The following is a 17,755-nucleotide window of genomic DNA, read 5'->3' on the forward strand; positions in this document are numbered from 1 at the left end:
CAGATGTCCCATGAGTGCATTCAATAGCGTAAACAACCACTGCCTCGGCAAGATCATGGCGTTGACCGAGACGACCGATGTGGTTGCATCGGACGATATCTACGACAGCCAGGGGGTGAAGTTGTGGGCCAAAGGTGGGAAGATTTCCGCCTGCCTGCAGGAGCGACTAGCCAGTCGCAAGTTGCGGACGCCGCTCGAACTCACCCTGGAGGTTGAGAACGGCATTACCACCGGTGACGTGGCTGACGATTGCCAGAAGCTCATTCTGGCCAACCCGATCCTGTGCCATCTCTCCAGTAACAAGGCGGCCCTGGCGGCCCTCTCACATCTGCGCCTGGTTCGTTTGCCAAGCGCCCTGAAGCTGCTGCTGGCCGCGGCCTACGACAACCGTGGCACCCATGAGTACAAACATGAGTTGCACACCATCGCGCTGTGCGCCGGTTTTGCGGCGTATGCCCAGCTCTCGTCCCTGGATACCGAACTGTTGCTGAGTGCGGCATTGCTGCATGACCTGGGAGTCCTCTACGTCAACCCTGATTTGCTCCACTCATCCCGGCAGTTGACGGCCAAGGAGTGGGCCTCGGTGGCGGTTCATCCGAAGGTCAGTCACATGGTTGCGCTGGAAATCGGCAAACTGCGCGATGAGGTGGGCCAGGCGATTGGCCAGCATCACGAGCGGCTCGATGGCAGTGGTTATCCCTTCATGCTGACCAAGGAGAGGATTTCTCCGATCGGTTCGATCCTGGCGGCCGCCGATGCCATGGCTGCAATCATAGAGCGCGGCGGGGAAGGGGCGGCCAATAAGGCGACGCTGGCGATCCGGCTCATTCCGGAAGAATTCGACCCGGTACTCAAGACATACATCTGCACGTCGCTGCGGGACTTGGCTGCACCGTTCGGCCACGGCGACCAACCTTGCTATGAGCAGACCCGTGACGTCGTGTGCAAACTCGATCAGGTTGAGGCGAAAGTGGGAGAACTCCTGCAGAGCGCTGCGGGCAAGGTGCATGATCTTCTGAAGATGGCCGGCAATGTCTGCCACAACGTGCGCAAGGCGCTGCGAGCCACCGGGGTGGATTTCCTGCTGCAAAGCTATACCCCTGGCGGCGAGGGTGCATTTTGCGGCGAGGTCTATCACATCGTCCATGAGACCGGCTGGCGCCTGCGCAATATCTCCCGTACGCTGCAGTTGCGGGCGGATGCCCTGGCATTGGATGAACAGGCATTCCTGGCGCCGTTGATCTCCATCCTGGAGTGGACTCCGGACACTCCGCAAGAAACCTTAGTGGCTCCTTGATGCTGCTTGGGTTGTTGTCGTGATAAATCCCGGCAAGATACCCTGAGGCGCTTCAGAACTTGCCGCTATCCAGGGTGGCGGTGATCTCCGGCGTGACCCGGTCGAAAGCCAGGATCCGCTTGCCCTTGTGATCCTTCAGGAAGTCGTCGGCATCCGCCTGGCTGGCGAGCGGCACGAGTTCATGGCCCATCGGTCCGAGCACATCGGAACCGATGACATACAGCGCCTTGCGCGCATCCATCCGTTCCAGATTGTAGAAATCGGTGACGTGGATGCCGGCTATGTCTTCCTTGCGATGATTCGGCGCGTACTTGGGCAGATCGTGCAGGAATTTGAACATGTCTTTGGAACCGTCGAAGAAGTGGGCGTGCCCATCCTTCCATACGACGATGGCAATCCAGTTCGGATACTTCGAAACGATCATGCCGCAAACCGGGCAGAGGTCTTTCGGACCCGGTTTGGGTGCGGTCTGGGCAAAGGCCGGCGCGACGCAGAAGGCGAGGCCGGCGATGACGAAATGACGCCGCTGCATCAGCCCTGCTTCTGCTGCATGGCGCGCTTGCGGCGCTCTTCGCGATTCTTGCGGATCATGCTGGCATCGCTGGCCATGTCGAGATAGGACTCGCGCAGCGCGTCGTCGAATTTGGCCAGCGTGCCGCCATGTTTCGCCTGGAATTCCTTGGCGATGTCAGCCGAGGCAAAGGAGTGCTTGCTGCGCTTGGTCATTGCGTGCTTGAGATCGGCACCGATCAGGTAGAGCAGTTGATCGACCGGCAGCAGCGGGCGCGGCTCGATGTTTGAGCCGTAATCCGGTCCCCAGATGGTCTTCGGTTCGCGGTCGATGTTCAGGCTGAGGCTGAGCGACAGGCAGTGAATCGAGCAGGTGCCGTCGACCAGATCGTCGGAATACTGGACCAGCATGCGGGTACGGTGATGTTCCTTGCGGTCCATGCCGCAGTAGGGGCATTTCGGATATTTGGCGAGTTCGTTGTCCAGCGGCTTGCTATCGGCGGCTGTTTTCGGAATGAACTGGTTCGGCGTGCCATCGGTGGTGCAGGCATTGGCGCTGACCTGTGTCGAGGTGGCGGCGAAGCCGGCGAGTGCGGAGATTTTGAGAAGATCGCGGCGTTTCATTTTTCTCTTCCTGTGGCTGTTTGGTAGCTTCCAAATATTAGCGCTCGATGATGTGTCGGCGCTGCGGCAAAGTGTCGCAGTCAGCCCCGCAGCCTCGGCGCGATCTTGCCGAACCGCACGAAGGCCGACAGCATCGAGGGCAGCATGCCGGCACCGAAGGCCAGCATCAGTAGGCCGCCCTCCAAGAACGAGGGCTCCTTGGTCGCTTTGACGGCCTGCGCCATGGTCATCGCCAAACCGTACGAAGAAGGCGGAAAACAGCCCGCCGCACATACCGAGGCAATGGCCGCTGCCGAGCGGTTCGGTCATGAAGGCGAGCCAATAGGAAACTCGGCGATGGCTTGGTGGTGACTGTGGTCAATAACGACGAGACTGCCAGACAAGCGGCTGCTTGATCACGCGGACTAGGCAAATTCGGCGAAATCGCCCGATGACAATTGCCTGACCGACCGGCTGTGCGTCAATTAGCCGCACGACCAAGGTGGTAATTGCTTCTAGAATCGCCGCCTTAAAAACAACCCTGTCCAGGTTGCCGTCAGCATTTCATGGCCAGCGCAATTACCTGTCTTTATATCGAACACATCGGTGAAATCCGGCGTTTTCTGGCGCGCCGGATTTGCTGTGTCGAGGCCGCTGCCGAACTGGCGCACGAGGTCTTCATCCGCTACATGGTTGCCGCGCCAGCCTCGCCGATCGAGAACCCGCGTGCCTTTCTGTTCCGGATCGCCGGTCATCTGGCGACCGACCATTTTCGGGCCAATCCGGTCAAGGCGGGGCAGTGGGTCGATATTGCCGAATGCACCGAACTGGCCTCCGAATATCCGGCGCCCGAACGCTTTGCCATGGCCCGCCAGGAGCTCGATCGGCTGCGCCGGGCCATCGAGGAACTGCCGCCCAAATGCCGGGAGGTCTTCATCCGCCACAAGTTCGACGGCATTCCGCAGGCGACCCTGGCGCGGGAATACCGGGTCACCGTCAATGCTATCGAAAAACATCTGGTGCGCGCCTTGGTCCTGCTTCGCCTGCGGGTCATGCCGGCATGAGGCGTGATGCCACCAACTTCGGCTCCCCGGCCGGTGCTGGCGAGCCCGACCGATTGGCTGATGAAGCGGCCACCTGGTTCATTCGCTTGCGCCAGCCACGGCTCGCCGATCACGAGCGCCAGCGTTTCCAGCGCTGGCTGGCCTCGTCCGAGCGGCATCAGCGGGAATACGCCAGCTTCGAGAAACTGTGGGGGGCTATCGATGGTCTGGCGCGGCCGCGGCGGCGCAAACAGCGTTTGGCCGGCGGAGCGTTTGCCCTTGCGGTGGCTGCCGTTCTGGCCCTGACTTATACGGCGACTGGCGTCGACCTGCAGAAAAGCACCGGGATCGGCGAAACCGCCGAACTGCAGTTGGCCGATGGCTCGCACATCGCAATCGATGCGGATAGCGTGCTGCACGTCGAGTATTCGCTGTGGCGACGGCGGATCACGCTCGAGCGCGGGCAGGCCCTGTTCAAGGTGGCACCTGGTCTGCGTCCCTTCGAGGTGCGGGCCGGCGAGGGGAGCTTGCGCGATATCGGCACGACCTTCAATGTCCTGGAAGACCGAGGCAAGGTGACCGTCTCGGTTACCGAGGGCGCCGTCGAGATCAGCCTCGACGCGCAACCGACCAAACGCCTGCTGAACGGCGGTCAGCAGGCCAGCTACCAGGCCGGCCGGATTTCCGCCAGTCAGGCCATCACGCCGCAGGCCGCCTGCGCCTGGCTGGACAATCGCTGGCTGTTTGCCGAGGCATCGCTCGGCGAAGTGGTACGCCAGATCAACCGCCAGCATGAGCGTCCAGTCAGCCTTGCCGACAGTGCGCTCGACCGCTATCGGGTCAGCGGCGTTTTCGACCGGACGGACCGCGCCGGTCTGCTCAAGGCGCTCGCCGCGATCCTGCCGGTCAGGGTCCAAGAGACGCCGGACGGTACCCGGCTACGCCAGCGCTAAGCGCAGCAAAAATATTTCGGAATCGATGTCAGGGTAGCGCCCCTTTTTACGTCTTAAGCAATGTCGGACGTATTTGTCCCGTCACAAAAACATGTAACAGGGGGAAACTTCATGCACCAACCACTGCGCCTCGCGCTGCTGGTCGCCGCCATTCATTCCGGTGGCGCCATCGCCCAGATCAAGCCGATTGACATCGCCGCCCAGAACCTGGGCAGCGCGCTCACGGCGCTGGCTACCCAGAGTGGCATCCAGATATTGTTCTCCGCCGACGAAGTCAAGGGCGCTCAGTCCGCTTCGCTGCATGGTCAGCTCGCTCCGGATGAAGCGCTGCGCAAGCTGCTCGCTGGCAGCGGCCTGGTCTTCGGCAACACCGGCAAGGGCACCTATGTCGTCAAGCGTTCGCCTCCCGATTCGACCGTGATGCCTGAGGTCCTGGTCCGGGCGAGCGCCGAGCACGGCTACAAGGCCGAGAAAATTACGGTCGCCGGCAAGACCCCCCAGACGCTGCGCGAAATCCCCAATTCGGTGTCGGTCCTGACTCGCGAGCAGATGGACGACCAGAACATGATGACCACCTGGGATGCGCTATCCCAGGTCACTGGAGTCCAGGCGGTGTCGAACGACATTACCCAAGGCCAATACCATTCGCGCGGTGCCGCGCTGGAAGTCCAGCATGACGGTATCCCGTCCTCGATGCCGCTTTCCGGGTACCAACAATTTGATCTGCCGATCTACGAACGTGTCGAAGTGCTGCGCGGTCCATCCGGCGTGCTGCAAGGGTCCGGTTCCTTCTCGGGAACCGTCAATTTTGTCAGGAAACGCCCCAAGGATGCCTTTGCTGCCACCTTTGCCGGTTCCGCCGGGACGTGGGAAAACTACCGGATGGAAGCTGACGTGACCGGGCCGCTCAACGAAAGCGCCAGCCTGCGCGGCAGGGCGGTCTTCTCCTACATCGACCGCGACTATGTCTATAACCGGGTCCATGATCGAAAGTGGCTGGCCTATGGAACGCTGGATCTGGATTTCACGCCGACGACCACGGGCAACGTTTTCTTCGCTTACCAGAACAACGATTCGACCGGCTTCTCTGGGCTGCCCGCCTATACCAACGGCGCTTTCCTGTCCGTGCCCCGATCATTCAACCCTTACCCGGACTGGAATCGGTCGGAGTGGGACACGCTCGACGTCGGCGGGGAATTGAACCACAGCTTCGATAGCGACTGGGTCGCTTCACTGAAGCTCCAGCGCCGCGATCAGGGCTTCTTCTTCAAGGATGGCTACCCGACGACGGGGGTCAATCCGGCGACCATGATGATTGCCAATTACGCGCGCCGGGAGTTCAAGTACGACTATCAGCACGATGGGATCGACCTGTTCGCCAGCGGTCCGTTCAAATTGCTCGGTCGCAAGCATGAGTTGCTACTCGGCGCCAATTACAGCCGCTATGAAAGTACCGGACGGGGTGCCAATCCGAACTCGTCGGGCAGTGCCTACCTCAATGTAGCCAACATCAGGCTCTCGGACCCTCCCGCCGTGCCGGAACCGAATGTCATCTACAGGGCCGGCAGTCAAAGCGTCACCAAGCAATCGGGGATTTACAGCAAGCTAACCCTGAGTCTGGCCGACCCGCTGAAAGTGATTCTGGGTGGGCGCTTCTCGAACTACGACTATCAGTCGCGCAACATCTCGCCGCACCCGACGCCGACCGACTGGACGCGGGGTGGCAACGCGAAAGGCGAATTCACCCCGTATGCCGGCGTGGTCTGGGACGTCACTCGGGACGTCACGTTATATGGCAGTTACGCCGATATTTTCGTGCCGCAAACCCAGCAGCGGGTCGATAACAGCGTCCTCGATCCGCGCGTCGGAAAACAGGTCGAAATCGGCAGCAAGGTCGACTTTTTTGCGGGAAAGCTGGCCGTTACGGCGGCTCTTTTCAATATTCGCGATACCAACCGGGCGCTGGCCGACGCGGACAATCCAGGCTATTACGTCTCGGCCGGCGAGCTCGAAAGCAAGGGCTGGGAGCTGGAAATGGTCGGTCGTCCGCTGGCCCGCTGGGATATTTCGGCCGGCTACACGAACTTGACCACCAAGTGGTTGAATAACGGCTCGAGTACGGGTCAGCCGGTCAGTTTCTGGTACCCCAAGGAAATATTCAAGTTGTGGAGCAAGTATCGTTTTGGCGAAGGCTTGTTGAGCGGCTTCAGTGTCGGCCTGGGGGTCAATGGCGCGACCCAGTCGGCCAGTGGTGCCGCCAATCCGACGGTTGCGCCGCGCCTGCAAAACGGCTATTCGGTGGTCAAGGCGCAAGTCGGTTACGCGATCGACAAGAACTACGCCGTGACCCTGGATATCAACAATCTCTTCGACACCAAGTACTACACCCGGCTTGGGGGAACGAATACCTACAACACCTACGGTGATCCGCGCAATGTGATGCTGACCCTTCGCGCCAGTTACTGATGGTCCGACAATTTCGCCCGGGAGTCATGCCTGCCGGGCGGTGACAGGAGATTTCGATGAAAAGAAGAACACTGCTCGGCGGTGCCCTGCTGCTGGCGATGGCCGGCTGTGGTGCGGCGCAGGAAAAGAAGGATGCCGATGAGGTGCGCGTCGATGCTGCGCCGCTCGACAACGAACTGGAAAAATACCCGCGCTGCGTGATCTGCAACATGGATCGTCGCCGTTTCCATTACGCCCGGCATCTGTTGGTTTATGGCGACGGCTTCGTGCAAGGCACCTGCTCGGTGCATTGCGTCGCCGAATGCATGCTGCGCGAGCGGCGGCGCGGCTTCACGGCGATTTATGCCCCGGACAACGGCGTGACCGCCAATCCCCGGCCGCTGGTCGAAGCTGCATCGGCTACTTACCTGATCGGCAGCGATCTGCGCGGCGTGATGACGCCGGTCAGCAAGGTTCCGTTTGCCAGCCGCGATGCAGCGCTGCAGGCCAAACTGACTTACGGCGGCGAAATCGGCAGCTTTGCCACGGCGATCAGCGCATCGCTGGAAGAAACGGCCAACAGTCTGCTTAAGCGTTACGGCAACGATCTGGAGCGGCAGCGGCGAAAGAAAGCTGAAGCGGCGGGCTGAGCCGGCTCAGTTTTTCTGCAGGCGCCGCGAGTGGCTCCAGTCGTCGCTGTGGAATATCTGTGCAACAAATGGGGCCGGCTCTTTCATTTGAACAGGGCGAAGGCCTGGCGTTCGAAGGTGACCTCGTCGGCCTCGCCGACGATCTTGCCGCGGACGATGCCCTGCGCGTCGACAAAATAGGTCGTCGGCAGGCCGACCACGCCGTAGCGTTTGGTAATGGCCGAGGTTTCATCGAGCAGAGTGGGGTAGCTGAAGCCGACCTTATGGGCGAAGGCGGCGATGGTCGCCCGGTCCTGGCCGGTATTGATCGCCACGACTGCCAGGCCTTTATCCTGGTGGCGTCGATAAACCTGCTCGATGGCCTGCATTTCGCCGGCGCAGTATTTGCACCAGTCGGCCCAGAAACGAATGACCAGCGGCTTGCCGGCATAGGTGGCGGGGTAGGCGACCGAAGTGCCGTCGACGGCGACGGTGGAAAATTGGGGGGCCGGATCGCCGTTATTCAGTTTCATGTCCGGGTGGTCGCTACCGCAGGCGGTCAGCACGAACAACCCGGCCAGCAAGGCAAGAAGGCGCATTTCAGTGTTCGATCAGGATCAGATTGGAAGCCAGCACAAACCAGGTCACCAGTGCCGTGAAGAGGATATAGCCGGCGGCAGCCAATCCGGCGAGACGGCCGGATACGGCCGGAACGATGGCCTGCAGGCTGCGCACCCGGGCAAAGGCCTGCAGCGCGCCGGCGCCCAGGCCGGCCGCCGTGCCGGTAAAGAGCGGCACGTACAGCCAGTAGCCCTGGTAGCTGTATTCAGGCTTGAGAATGCAGAACGGGCAGTGGTGGTGCGGGTGCTCGTAGATGTAAAGCGAAACGAAGGACAGCACCCCGATGATGGCAACGATGAAGCCCATCGCGCTGCTCGCCGCCAGCAGGTAGCCGCCGGTCCAGCTGGGGCGCCGCCAGTGCCACAGCGCATTGGCAATGGTCAGCGTCATCGTGCCGTAAAAGAGGAAGAGCGCTGGTTGCGCAGCCATCGCCGAGGCTTCGCTGGCAATCGTCGTCGCTTTTTCGGAAAACAGGCTGCCGCAGCAGGAGGTGATGACGTTGGCCTTGAGGCCGAGAAAGTACTTCAACTCCAGCCAGAAACTGACGATCAGCAGCGGGAGCAGGACCAGCAGCAGGGCATATTTGATCCGCACCAGCGGGTAATCAGGAGCGCGGGTGTCGACGTGGTTGATCGCCAGCCACATGGCGGCGAAGAAAAAAACCAGCATCTGGGTGATCAGCGAGGGAAAGCCATAGCCATTGACGTTCAGCGTGCCGACCGCGCACATGGCGCCGACGAACATCGCCGATAGCCGGTCGGCGTTGAAGACAAAGAGCAGCAGGGCGCCGAGCTGGGCAACAAAGACAAAACTGAGCAGGGTCGAGAACAGGTAGGTCTGGCGCTCCAGCCCGAGTTGCCGCTCGGCGCCGCTGCGGATGTCCCAGTGACGGATCACCCGGACGGCAAACGGCGCGGCGGCCGCCAGCATGACTACCGCAACGCCGGCGGCCATGAGCAGGGCAATGATGGCGGGCTGGAAAAGCATGCCGGGCTAGTGGTCGACCAGCATGCCGTCGCGCATGCCGACGACGCGATGCACCGCCGACGATTCGACGACCAGCGGATCGTGGCTGGTCAGCAGCACGGTTTTGCCGGCGGCCGTGAAGCCTTCGAGGATGGCCATGAATTCGCGGGAAAGCGTGGTGTCGAGATTGGCCGTCGGCTCGTCGGCGATGATCACTTCCGGATCGTTGATCAGCGCCCGGGCGATCGCCACGCGCTGCTGTTCGCCGCCGGACAGCCATTCGACCTTGGCATGCAGGCGGTGGCCGAGTTTCAATTGCTCGAACAAGGCGGTGGCGGCAGCGACCAGTTCGGCGCGCCGGCGGCCGGTCGGAAAGCCGGGCAGGATGACGTTTTCCAGCGCCGACAGGCCCTTGATCAGGTTGAATTGCTGGAAGATGAAACCGAAGCTCCGGCGCCGGATGTCGGTCAGGAAGCGCTCGGGCAGCCCGGAAATATCCTCGCCCTTGAAACGCACCCGGCCGCTGGTCGGCCGTGCCAGGCAGCCGACCAGCGTCAGCAGCGTTGTCTTGCCGGAACCGCTGGGGCCGCGAAAGGCGGTCACCTTGCCGGCTTCCACCGTCAGGTCGATGCCGTTGAGGGCCCAGTATTCGTTGGGCCGGCCCTGGTTGAAGGCCTTCTTGATGTCGGACAGTTCGATCATCGCATCACCGCGTCGGGGTCGGTAATTGCCGCCCGCCAGATCGGCACCAGTACTGCTGCCGTGTAGGGAAAGACCGTGAAGAAAAACAGCGTGGCGATCTGCAGGCCGTCAACCGCCGGCAGCAGCGTAAAGCGCGGGTAGAGCACCGACCAGCCCTTGAGCACCGGCTCGAAGATCGGCGCGCCGAAGTGGAAGACATGCACGTAGGCACCGATGAAACCGAGCAGGAAGGCGGTCAGCGAAATGAGCAGGCCTTCCCACAGCTTCATCCGGATGACGTCGCCGGTCTCCCAGCCGATGGCTTTGAGGATACCGATTTCGCGTTTTTCCTCGGCGGAAAGGCCGGATGCCTTTTCCCAGGCGAGGATGACGAAAGCCAGGATGGCACCGGACAGTACGGTGAGGACGATGCCTTCGCGCCAGCCGAAAATGCTCTGGTAGGTGCGCAATACCTCTTCGCGCAAAATCGGCCGTGAATCCGGCAAGGCTTCCGAGAGTTTGCCGGCGATGTTGCGGACTTCCTGCGGATTGGCGACCGACAGCGCGATATCGGTGTAATGCCCGGCCGGATACTCGAAGAAGGAACGGAAGTCGTTTTCCGACAGCAGGATCAGATCGGCCGACAGCAGTTCGGAGTCGGGTGACAGCACGCTGGCGACCTCGAAGGCAAACAGCTTGCCCGAGTAGGAACGAAAGGAAATGGTGTTGTGCGCCTCCAGGCCGCGCTCGCGCGCCAGCGCCGCACCGACCATGATGTAACCGTCGGCGACTTCGGCGGCGGGGCGGGCCATGAAGGTGTAGTTGGCCTTGAGTACCGGGTCGTAGTAATAACCCCAGAGCCGCCCCTCCTTCTTCTGGACGCCCCGGATGCGGCCGATCTTGTCCAGATAGCCGGGCGGAATCAGGTCATGCCGGCCGGCCACCATGCGTTGCACGATGACTTCCGGCGAGCCGGCCAGCACAAAAGCCGCCTCGGTGCGCAGCGCGTTGGTGAACAGCGCCAGCGAAGCCAGCACGAAAACCAGCAGCGTGTAGGCGAGCAGCAGGCCGATATTCTTGGTTTTGCGGCGGGCCAGCGAAGCCAGCGTGAAATCAATCAGGTGTCTTTGTTTTTCCAGCCAGAGTCGCATGGGATTCAGTCAGGTGAGCGGGGGGCGGCAGCAGCGAGCCGGTCGGAAAATGCTCGAAAGCGCCCGGATGGTCCTGCAGGGCGGAGTGCAGATCGGCCTGCGAGGGGTGGCGAGTGTAGCGGGCCTCGGTGAACAGCGCGAGATCGGTCAGGCCAAGGCGGGCGACCAGATCCCGGGTCGCTTGCAGGCGTGGCTTGTGGCTTGTGGCGGCTTGCCCGGAGTGGACGAAAATCCCGCCGGCGGCCGCGCCGAGAATTGCCAGTAACAGAAAAGCCAGATTCGATGGGCGTCCCATCAAAGCAGCTTTTTAACCGTTGCGATGACCTTGTCGGTTGGCGTGCCGAGATCGAGTACGGCGGCCAGGTGGCCGGCCGGATCGACGACATAGGTCGCTACCGTATGATCGACCGCGTAGCTGCCGTCGGCCTTGGCCGGCTGTTTGCCGTAGCCGGCCCCGAAAGCCTTGGCGACTGTCGCGATCTCGGCCGGCGAGCCGGTGATGCCGGTCATCGCGGGGTGGAAGAAGGCGGTGTATTCCTTCAGGTGCTGCAAGGTGTCGCGCTCCGGGTCGACCGAAATCATCAGCATCTTGACGCGGCTGCGTTCTTCCGGCGCCAGCGCCTTCAGTACCTGACCACCGGCGGCCAGCGAGGCCGGGCAGACGTCGGGGCAATTGGTGTACCCGAAATAAACCAACAGAACCTTGCCGCGCAAGGCTTTCGAGTCGACCGGGCCGTCCGCCGACTGCAAAACGAAATCGGTGCCGGCCGGCAACTTTTTGTCCGATGCGTTCGCTTCGCTACGGAGCAACCACGCCGCGCCGAGCAGCAGCGCCAGGCCAACGGCAATCCCGATCAGGGCGTATTTTTTCATATGCTGACAGATGCTGAAAAGGCAGACTCGAAGTCTGCCTTTGGAATGAGTGGTGCCCAGGTCAAAAACGGTTGGCTGCCCCCATCAGCGCACCGCGCAGCGCGATGGTCAGGCTGGAGCGGCCATGCTAACCAGTTCGGCGACTGGCGGGTATGCGGCAAATTGCCGCAGACCGCAGTCGCCGGGTCGCATGGCTTATCACGGCTTGCGCAGGGCCAAGCCCGAGGTCCCTATGGTTTTCCAGAACTGGTCGAGGGTTGCCAGCAGTGCCGGGGAAGTGACAGCCGGGTAGCTGGCGTAGAGGGCGACGACCAGGCGGCGGTCGAAGTCGATGTACAGGCTGTTGCCGTGCGGGCCGATCAGGGCGGCCCGGTTGCTGTCGCCGCCGAGGTGCACGAAGCCATAGCGCGCCTCGCTGCCTTTCGTCAGGCCGCGGATTTCCGGGGTGCGCAGGCCGGCCGAGGCGGTCAGGGTTTCGATGAACCAGCTCGGGATGCGGCTGCGATTGCGGTTGCTGCGGGTTTCGAGCAGCAGGTTGCCGAGCCGGGCGAAATCGCGCAGCGACAGGGCCAGCCCGTCGGCCAGTTCGGTACCCTGGCTGTCGGTCAGCCAGAGCACCGGATGTTCCGGGCGCAGGCGAGTCTGCAGTTGTTCGCAGAACAGGCGGGAGAGCGGCATGGCGTTGCTCTCGGCGAGCAGCCAGGCGAGCAGGTCGTCATCCGGATTGCCGGCGACGGCCGGGGCGCTTAGCTCGGTCGGCGGCTTTTCCCAGCGTCCCGCCAGGCTGAGCCAGGGGCGCATGCCTTGGCCGGTTTCTTCGGCCGTCCAGCCGCCGGCCTGTCGCCAGCCGGCAAGATCCTGGTCGTTCCAACTGCGACTTTCCTCGTTCTCGAGCAGGCGTTGCACCGATAGTTTGCGGATGCCGGGCTGTTTGCCCAGGGTCGGAAGATAACGATTGACCGGGCGGTCGGCGGCCAGCTTGCCCGCCCCGATGCTGATCGCCCCGAGCAGGTTGAGCAACGGGCGGGTGGCCTGGAGCAGCAGGCGAGGATCTTCGGGGCGCAGGCCGTGGCGATAGCTTTCGGCCAGAATGCGTCCGTTTTGCAGGATCAGGATGCCGTCGGCGGCCAGGCGGCTGTCGAGCAGGAACTCGAGGTCGCGTTCGCGCCCGTCGATCGGGTCGGTCGCCTTGGCAGCCGCGAGATCGAGCTGGCGCGAGGCCGGACGCAGCACTTCGCCGGCTTGGTCGGGCTCGAGGCGCAGGGCCGGCATGAAGATGTTGGCAGCCGGCAGCGTACGGCGCAGGTTTTCGGTGGTCAGCCAGTTGTTCTTGTCGATCCAGCGGCCGATTTTCTGCGGCCCGCTCGCCACGCTTTCGAACTGGCAAGCCGGGGGCGCGGCAATCGTCGGCGTGCTGGCCGCAATGAGGAGCGAAAAGATCGACAGCCGGCGCTTCATCAGGAATTCTCCGCGGAGGGTTTGCTGGGGGGCGGCATCAGGCGCTCGGTGGCCTCGCGCACGACATCGTTCAGGTTGCCATGCTCTTGCTGTTTTGCGCGCAGCCAGGCGGCATCGCCGGCCTCGTCGGCGATGCCGTGGCGGAGGGCCTTGAGCCAGTGTTCGCAGCCGAGTTCCCGGGCATCATCGGCCAGGGTTTCGAACAAGGCTTTGAGAATTTCCTGCATCGGTTGCTGAGCGAGCGCGATCGGGTCGGAAATCATCGCCGCCATGCCATAGCGGCAGGCCTGGAACTTGTTGTAGCGGGCAACATGAAGTTGTTTGGCGGTCTGCAGTTCGGGGCGGGTGCGGAGCAGCCAGCGGGCCAGCGATTGGGCCAGGGCGGCCAGGGCGACGGCCTGTTCGATGGTCAGCGGGGTGTCGCAGACGCGGATCTCGACGGTGCCGAATTCCGGTTTTGGCCGGACATCCCAATACAGATCCTTGATGCTCTGGGCAATGCCACAGGCCTGCAGGAAACTGAAGTGCTCGACGAAGTCGGCCCAGCCGGCCAGGGGCGGGCACTGGCCGCTCAGCGGAAAGGCCGAAACGGCATTGAGCCGCGCCGACTGGAAGAAACTGTCGACGCCATCGACGAAGGGCGACGAGGCGGACAGCGCGATGAAGGCCGGCACGTAAACACCGAGCGCCTGGGTCAGCCAGATGGCGTCATCGGCCGAGGTGCAGCCGACGTGGATGTGCTGGCCGAATACCGTGAATTGCTTGGCCAGGTAACCGTAGCGCTGGTAAAGGTCGTCGAAGCGCTCGCCCGGGCAGATGCGGCGCTCCGGCCAGCGGTGGAAGGGATGGGTGCCGCCGCCGCAGATGCCGATATTGTTGCGTTGGCTGTGATGGCGCAGCGTCTCGCGCAGGCCGCCGAGGTCGGCGGCGATGCCGTCGACGGTGGCCTGCGGCTGGGTGCTGATCTCGATCATGCTCTCGGTTATTTCCAGCTTGATCTCGCCGTAGCGGCCGTCGTAGTCGAGGCTGCCGATCAGGTCGGTGGCGCCGCGCGTCAGGTCGAAATCGCGCCGCGATACCAACTGCAGTTCAAGCTCGACCCCGAGGGTCAAGGCGGCGCTGTCGGTGAATTCGCCGAGTGGCGTGCTGCTCATGCGATACCTCCCGTCTCAGGCGTCCCGCTTTCGCATTCGCCCGATTTCTTCAAGGCCTGGCGGCACAGGGCAGGGCCGGCCAGTTCCATGATGGCGGCGGCGAACAGCGGCAAGGCCAGGGTCGAGCTGCCGATTTCCGGGTAAAGGCTGGCAATCTCGTAAGCCATGAAGACGGCGGTGGCCGACAGTGGCTGAATGCCCATGCCGACCAGCAAACGCTTGGGCATCGGCAGGCTGCCGCCGGCCAGCGCGAGGGCGGCCGTTTTGGCGATGGCGCGGACGGCGAGCAGGCCGAGCGCCTGAAGACCGGTCAGCCAGGTGAAGTTCTGCCAGGGCAGGGAGGCACCGACCACCACGAAGAGGACGATGGCGAGCAGCCAGTGGCCCTCCGGCAACTGCGTGTAGCGCAGCGTTTGCTGCGGGTCGTGGGTGGCCAGTAGCACGCCCATCAGGAACAGCGTGAGGAAGACCGGTACCGCCAGCATCCGGCCGATGCCGACGGCGAGCAGGGCGCAGGCGATCAGCACAAAAACCTGGGCGAGCGACCGTTTGGGGAGCAGTCGGGCGATGGCCAGGGCCATTCGGCTGGTCAGGCCGGCAATCAGCAGGGCTCCCGCCGCCACCCAGAGCGGATGGGCTAGCGCGTTCAGCCAGCCCTCGTTTTGTTCGGCATGCACGATGCCGAGGACAATGGCGAAAGCGACGAAGGAGGCGGCCGAACTGATCGCCGTATGCAGGATTACGCGTTCGGTGACCTGGCCCTGGGCCTTGTATTCGTCGATGGTGAGCAGTACGACCGCCGGCGCCGAGGCCATGGTGACCGCCGCGGTGGCGGCTGCCCAGGCGGGCGTCAGGCCGACCACCCAGAGAGCGAAGAGGAAGATCAGGGCGAACGACAGAACGATGTCGCCCAGCGTACTGCGCAACAGTTCGGGGTTGCGGCCAAGCCAGGAAATATCCAGCCGGCGGCCGACCTCCATCATCAGCAGGCCGAGGGCTGCATCGGCAATCGGCCGCGCCTGGGCCAGTGCCTCGATGCTGATCCAGCCGAGCAGCGAGGGGCCGAAAACGGTTCCGGCCAGTACGTAGCCGATGACTTTCGGCCAGCCGACCCGGGCGTGCAGCCATTCGCCGATCAGCAGTCCGATGACCAGCAGCAGGCTGAACAGGGCCAGCGAATCGATGCTTTCCGGAAACGGCGGCAGGAAGAACAGCCGTTCGAGCAGGCTTTCCCAAAGCGAACGCGGCAGCGCGAGGAGGCTATCGAGCATGCGGTGTCCGATCGTCGGTGCCGGGCGAGATCACCAGCGTCGGCCGCGCGCGGCGTTCAGGAAGCCGTCGAGAATCGGGGTGCAATCGAGCAGCTGCGGGCTACCCGGCGGGTGAAACTCCGGATGCCATTGCAGACCGAGGACGTAGGGCCGGCCTTCCAGTCTGACCGCCTCGATCAGGCCGTCGCCGACGCTTCGCGCCTCGACGTGCAGGCCCTTGCCGAGGCTCTTGATCGCCTGGTGGTGGATGGATACCACGGCGCCGTGGGTGGTCTCGGGGTAGAGCTTGCTCAGGCTGGAGTCGGCATCCCATTCGATTTCGTGGGCATGTTTGTCGTAGTCGTCGTGCAGGTGGATGGCCGGCTTGTCGTATTGCGTGGCGATGTCCTGGTACAGCGTGCCGCCGAGCGCCACGTTGATCAGCTGGGCGCCCCGGCAGATGCCGAGCACCGGCTTGCCGGCCTCCATGAACTCGTGCAGCAGCTCCATTTCATAGGCGTCGCGCAGGCGGTCGCCGGCCCACTCGGGCTGTTGCGGTTCCTCGCCATAGCTTTGCGGACAGATGTCGGCGCCGCCCTGCAGGACCAGGCCATCGAGATATTGCGGGTAGTCGGAAAGCCGGATGCTGCGCCGATGGACGATAGCGTCGCCGCTTACCGAGGGGATCATGAAGACCATCACCTCGCGCGACATGACCCAATGGGCCACCGATTGTTCGAGATACTGCAGCGACTTCGACTGCAGCCCGCTGGCCCCGGGCAGGGGATGGTAAATCCGGGCGGAAAGGCCGATGCGTAAGGGACGTCTGCTCATGGTGCTGTTCCTCCGTGCGATTTGGCCGCCTCGGGCACTTTGGCCGGCGGTCGTCCGAGGATGAGTTTGCTGGCTTCGCCAAACCCCTTGATCGCGGTCTGCGTCGCCAGCGGGCCGCATAACTGCATCAGCAGTATAGTCGCCAGCAGCATGCCAACAAGCTTCGGGTCGAGACCTGAATAGAGCATTTGTGTGTTGGCGAGCAGAACCAGCGCAACGCTCGACATGGGTTGCAGACCGACGGTCAGCAGCCCCCTTTCCCTGAGCGAAAGACCGAGGCGTTTGCCGGCCAGGGCGCTGGCCAGCAACTGGCCGGCCAGGCGGGTGAGGGCGATCAGCAGCACTTCCGGCCAATAGTCGCCGAGGTAGGCGATATCGAGCGCCGCGCCGGCAAGGACAAAGGTGATGACGAGAAAAACGCGGGCGTCGCTGGCGATACGCAGGGCGATGACCTTGCGTTCGCGGTCGATGCTGCGCACCAGAAAACCGAAAATCAGCATCGGCAGAAAGACCGAGACTTCAAGATGGATAGCCGTCCCGACACCGAGAACGATGCAGCCGAGGATCAGCAAGTGCTGGTGCTCGGTTTGCTTTTCCAGCTTTTCGGCGCCGAGCAGGACCAGTCCGGCACAAGCGCCGCCCAATATCAGCGAGCCGATGATGCTGCCCAGTCCTTCGCCCAGGCGCGCCAGCGTGCCGGCCGCTTCGCTGTCGTTGAGGAAGGGCGTGAGCAGTGCGACGCCGGAAAAGGCGACGCAGCCGTTGATTGCAACCATCGTGTACAGCAGGTCGGTACGCTCGCCCCGGGCGCCGACGTCGCTACAGGTGGCAATGGTGATGGCCGGCGAGGTGGCGAGACAAAGGGCGGCGGCAAACAGCGCGCTACCAGTCGAAAAACCCCAGTAAGCGAACAGCGCGAAGGTCAGCAGGCCGCAGGTCAACGCAATGCCCAGGCCGGCCAACAGACGCTGCCGGCCGGCGCCGGCGGTGCTGCGCGGGACCAGATAGCCCAGCTCGAAAAGAATCAGGCCGAGGGCGAGGTCGATAATCAGCTGGATCGATTCGATATGAAAAGCGGTGATCCAGTTCAGGCCGCTTGAGCCGGCGAGCAGACCGAACACGACAAAGCCGGTGGTCCGGGGGAGCGAAAACAGGCGTCTCGATGCCTCGCCAGCCGCCAAGCCGCCCAGTAGAACGAGACCGAAAAGCTGGATCGAGTTGATCATAAAAAAGGGGGCGCAGCCCCCGGAAATCCCCGTCAAAAAAGAAAGTACGCCAAAAAAAACC

General features: G+C 62.9%; 19 protein-coding genes. 5 read left to right on the forward strand and 14 right to left on the reverse strand.

Translation table 11 applies throughout. The annotated features are described in order from the left end of the window. Positions 1-10: 10 nt before the first annotated feature. The gene (locus tag KI611_RS08385; protein WP_226419367.1) at positions 11-1,297 is read left to right on the forward strand and encodes an HD-GYP domain-containing protein; all 1,287 of its coding nucleotides are present in this window, start codon (positions 11-13) and stop codon (positions 1,295-1,297) included. A gap of 52 nt (positions 1,298-1,349) precedes the next feature. On the opposite strand, the gene KI611_RS08390 is transcribed toward KI611_RS08385, so the two are convergent. From KI611_RS08390 to KI611_RS08400, 3 genes are all read right to left on the reverse strand, one after another. Further along, a complete protein-coding gene (locus KI611_RS08390) occupies positions 1,350-1,829 on the reverse strand; it encodes a nitrous oxide reductase accessory protein NosL (RefSeq protein WP_226419368.1) in 480 nt (159 codons plus the stop codon). Beyond that, positions 1,829-2,431: a nitrous oxide reductase accessory protein NosL gene (locus KI611_RS08395; protein WP_226419369.1), complete on the reverse strand. Its 603-nt coding sequence runs from the start codon at positions 2,429-2,431 to the stop codon at positions 1,829-1,831. Before KI611_RS08395 ends, KI611_RS08390 begins: the two co-directional genes overlap by 1 nt. A gap of 80 nt (positions 2,432-2,511) precedes the next feature. Next, positions 2,512-2,655, reverse strand: coding sequence for a hypothetical protein (locus tag KI611_RS08400; RefSeq protein WP_226419370.1), 144 nt, complete (start codon positions 2,653-2,655; stop codon positions 2,512-2,514). Positions 2,656-2,976: 321 nt separating this feature from the next. Here KI611_RS08400 and KI611_RS08405 point away from each other — a divergent pair, with 321 nt between their 5' ends. From KI611_RS08405 to KI611_RS08420, 4 genes are all read left to right on the forward strand, one after another. Further along, positions 2,977-3,474: an RNA polymerase sigma factor gene (locus KI611_RS08405; RefSeq protein WP_226419371.1), complete on the forward strand. Its 498-nt coding sequence runs from the start codon at positions 2,977-2,979 to the stop codon at positions 3,472-3,474. Further along, positions 3,471-4,406, forward strand: coding sequence for a FecR family protein (locus KI611_RS08410; RefSeq protein ID WP_226419372.1), 936 nt, complete (start codon positions 3,471-3,473; stop codon positions 4,404-4,406). Before KI611_RS08405 ends, KI611_RS08410 begins: the two co-directional genes overlap by 4 nt. Before the next feature lie 111 nt (positions 4,407-4,517). Then, entirely contained in the window at positions 4,518-6,872 is a 2,355-nt protein-coding gene (locus KI611_RS08415) for a TonB-dependent siderophore receptor (RefSeq protein ID WP_226419373.1), read from the forward strand. 56 nt (positions 6,873-6,928) lie between these two features. Continuing rightward, positions 6,929-7,501 carry a nitrous oxide reductase accessory protein NosL gene (locus KI611_RS08420; protein WP_226419374.1) on the forward strand — a complete coding sequence of 191 codons (573 nt, stop codon included), beginning with the start codon at positions 6,929-6,931 and terminating at the stop codon, positions 7,499-7,501. An 83-nt stretch (positions 7,502-7,584) separates the two neighbouring features. Here the strand turns inward: KI611_RS08420 and KI611_RS08425 are convergent, their stop codons facing one another. The 11 genes from KI611_RS08425 to KI611_RS08475 form a co-directional block, all read right to left on the reverse strand. After that, positions 7,585-8,079, reverse strand: coding sequence for a TlpA family protein disulfide reductase (locus KI611_RS08425; RefSeq protein WP_226419375.1), 495 nt, complete (start codon positions 8,077-8,079; stop codon positions 7,585-7,587). Between the two features lies 1 nt (position 8,080). Then, positions 8,081-9,088 (reverse strand): hypothetical protein, encoded by a 1,008-nt coding sequence (locus KI611_RS08430; RefSeq protein ID WP_226419376.1) that lies wholly within the window; start codon positions 9,086-9,088, stop codon positions 8,081-8,083. Between the two features lie 6 nt (positions 9,089-9,094). Next, positions 9,095-9,769, reverse strand: a complete 675-nt coding sequence (locus KI611_RS08435; protein WP_226419377.1) for an ABC transporter ATP-binding protein — start codon at positions 9,767-9,769, stop codon at positions 9,095-9,097. Next, positions 9,766-10,899 (reverse strand): ABC transporter permease, encoded by a 1,134-nt coding sequence (locus KI611_RS08440; protein WP_226419378.1) that lies wholly within the window; start codon positions 10,897-10,899, stop codon positions 9,766-9,768. The genes KI611_RS08435 and KI611_RS08440 overlap by 4 nt, the downstream gene beginning before the upstream one ends. Continuing rightward, on the reverse strand, positions 10,862-11,194 hold the full coding sequence (locus KI611_RS08445; RefSeq protein WP_226419379.1) for a hypothetical protein: 333 nt from the start codon (positions 11,192-11,194) through the stop codon (positions 10,862-10,864). The genes KI611_RS08440 and KI611_RS08445 overlap by 38 nt, the downstream gene beginning before the upstream one ends. Next, positions 11,194-11,772: an SCO family protein gene (locus tag KI611_RS08450; RefSeq protein WP_226419380.1), complete on the reverse strand. Its 579-nt coding sequence runs from the start codon at positions 11,770-11,772 to the stop codon at positions 11,194-11,196. The genes KI611_RS08445 and KI611_RS08450 overlap by 1 nt, the downstream gene beginning before the upstream one ends. A gap of 198 nt (positions 11,773-11,970) precedes the next feature. Beyond that, complete coding sequence (locus tag KI611_RS08455; protein WP_226419381.1) at positions 11,971-13,230, reverse strand: hypothetical protein; 1,260 nt, start codon at positions 13,228-13,230, stop codon at positions 11,971-11,973. Next, the gene (locus tag KI611_RS08460; RefSeq protein ID WP_226419382.1) at positions 13,230-14,384 is read right to left on the reverse strand and encodes a YbdK family carboxylate-amine ligase; all 1,155 of its coding nucleotides are present in this window, start codon (positions 14,382-14,384) and stop codon (positions 13,230-13,232) included. The genes KI611_RS08455 and KI611_RS08460 overlap by 1 nt, the downstream gene beginning before the upstream one ends. Then, positions 14,381-15,655 (reverse strand): cation:proton antiporter, encoded by a 1,275-nt coding sequence (locus KI611_RS08465; RefSeq protein ID WP_226419383.1) that lies wholly within the window; start codon positions 15,653-15,655, stop codon positions 14,381-14,383. The genes KI611_RS08460 and KI611_RS08465 overlap by 4 nt, the downstream gene beginning before the upstream one ends. A gap of 30 nt (positions 15,656-15,685) precedes the next feature. Next, positions 15,686-16,468 carry a gamma-glutamyl-gamma-aminobutyrate hydrolase family protein gene (locus KI611_RS08470; protein WP_226419384.1) on the reverse strand — a complete coding sequence of 261 codons (783 nt, stop codon included), beginning with the start codon at positions 16,466-16,468 and terminating at the stop codon, positions 15,686-15,688. Next, a complete protein-coding gene (locus KI611_RS08475) occupies positions 16,465-17,694 on the reverse strand; it encodes a cation:proton antiporter (protein WP_226419385.1) in 1,230 nt (409 codons plus the stop codon). Before KI611_RS08475 ends, KI611_RS08470 begins: the two co-directional genes overlap by 4 nt. Between the last annotated feature and the right edge of the window lie 61 nt (positions 17,695-17,755).

The sequence above is a fragment of the Dechloromonas denitrificans genome, assembly GCF_020510685.1.
Lineage (GTDB): Bacteria > Pseudomonadota > Gammaproteobacteria > Burkholderiales > Rhodocyclaceae > Azonexus > Azonexus denitrificans_A.

Coding starts and splice junctions, on each gene's coding strand:
- KI611_RS08385 (WP_226419367.1), top strand. CDS start 11: ATGAGTGCATTCAATAGCGTAAACAACCACTGCCTCGGCAAGATCATG.
- KI611_RS08390 (WP_226419368.1), bottom strand. CDS start 1,829: ATGCAGCGGCGTCATTTCGTCATCGCCGGCCTCGCCTTCTGCGTCGCG.
- KI611_RS08395 (WP_226419369.1), bottom strand. CDS start 2,431: ATGAAACGCCGCGATCTTCTCAAAATCTCCGCACTCGCCGGCTTCGCC.
- KI611_RS08400 (WP_226419370.1), bottom strand. CDS start 2,655: ATGGCGCAGGCCGTCAAAGCGACCAAGGAGCCCTCGTTCTTGGAGGGC.
- KI611_RS08405 (WP_226419371.1), top strand. CDS start 2,977: ATGGCCAGCGCAATTACCTGTCTTTATATCGAACACATCGGTGAAATC.
- KI611_RS08410 (WP_226419372.1), top strand. CDS start 3,471: ATGAGGCGTGATGCCACCAACTTCGGCTCCCCGGCCGGTGCTGGCGAG.
- KI611_RS08415 (WP_226419373.1), top strand. CDS start 4,518: ATGCACCAACCACTGCGCCTCGCGCTGCTGGTCGCCGCCATTCATTCC.
- KI611_RS08420 (WP_226419374.1), top strand. CDS start 6,929: ATGAAAAGAAGAACACTGCTCGGCGGTGCCCTGCTGCTGGCGATGGCC.
- KI611_RS08425 (WP_226419375.1), bottom strand. CDS start 8,079: ATGCGCCTTCTTGCCTTGCTGGCCGGGTTGTTCGTGCTGACCGCCTGC.
- KI611_RS08430 (WP_226419376.1), bottom strand. CDS start 9,088: ATGCTTTTCCAGCCCGCCATCATTGCCCTGCTCATGGCCGCCGGCGTT.
- KI611_RS08435 (WP_226419377.1), bottom strand. CDS start 9,769: ATGATCGAACTGTCCGACATCAAGAAGGCCTTCAACCAGGGCCGGCCC.
- KI611_RS08440 (WP_226419378.1), bottom strand. CDS start 10,899: ATGCGACTCTGGCTGGAAAAACAAAGACACCTGATTGATTTCACGCTG.
- KI611_RS08445 (WP_226419379.1), bottom strand. CDS start 11,194: ATGGGACGCCCATCGAATCTGGCTTTTCTGTTACTGGCAATTCTCGGC.
- KI611_RS08450 (WP_226419380.1), bottom strand. CDS start 11,772: ATGAAAAAATACGCCCTGATCGGGATTGCCGTTGGCCTGGCGCTGCTG.
- KI611_RS08455 (WP_226419381.1), bottom strand. CDS start 13,230: ATGAAGCGCCGGCTGTCGATCTTTTCGCTCCTCATTGCGGCCAGCACG.
- KI611_RS08460 (WP_226419382.1), bottom strand. CDS start 14,384: ATGAGCAGCACGCCACTCGGCGAATTCACCGACAGCGCCGCCTTGACC.
- KI611_RS08465 (WP_226419383.1), bottom strand. CDS start 15,655: ATGCTCGATAGCCTCCTCGCGCTGCCGCGTTCGCTTTGGGAAAGCCTG.
- KI611_RS08470 (WP_226419384.1), bottom strand. CDS start 16,468: ATGAGCAGACGTCCCTTACGCATCGGCCTTTCCGCCCGGATTTACCAT.
- KI611_RS08475 (WP_226419385.1), bottom strand. CDS start 17,694: ATGATCAACTCGATCCAGCTTTTCGGTCTCGTTCTACTGGGCGGCTTG.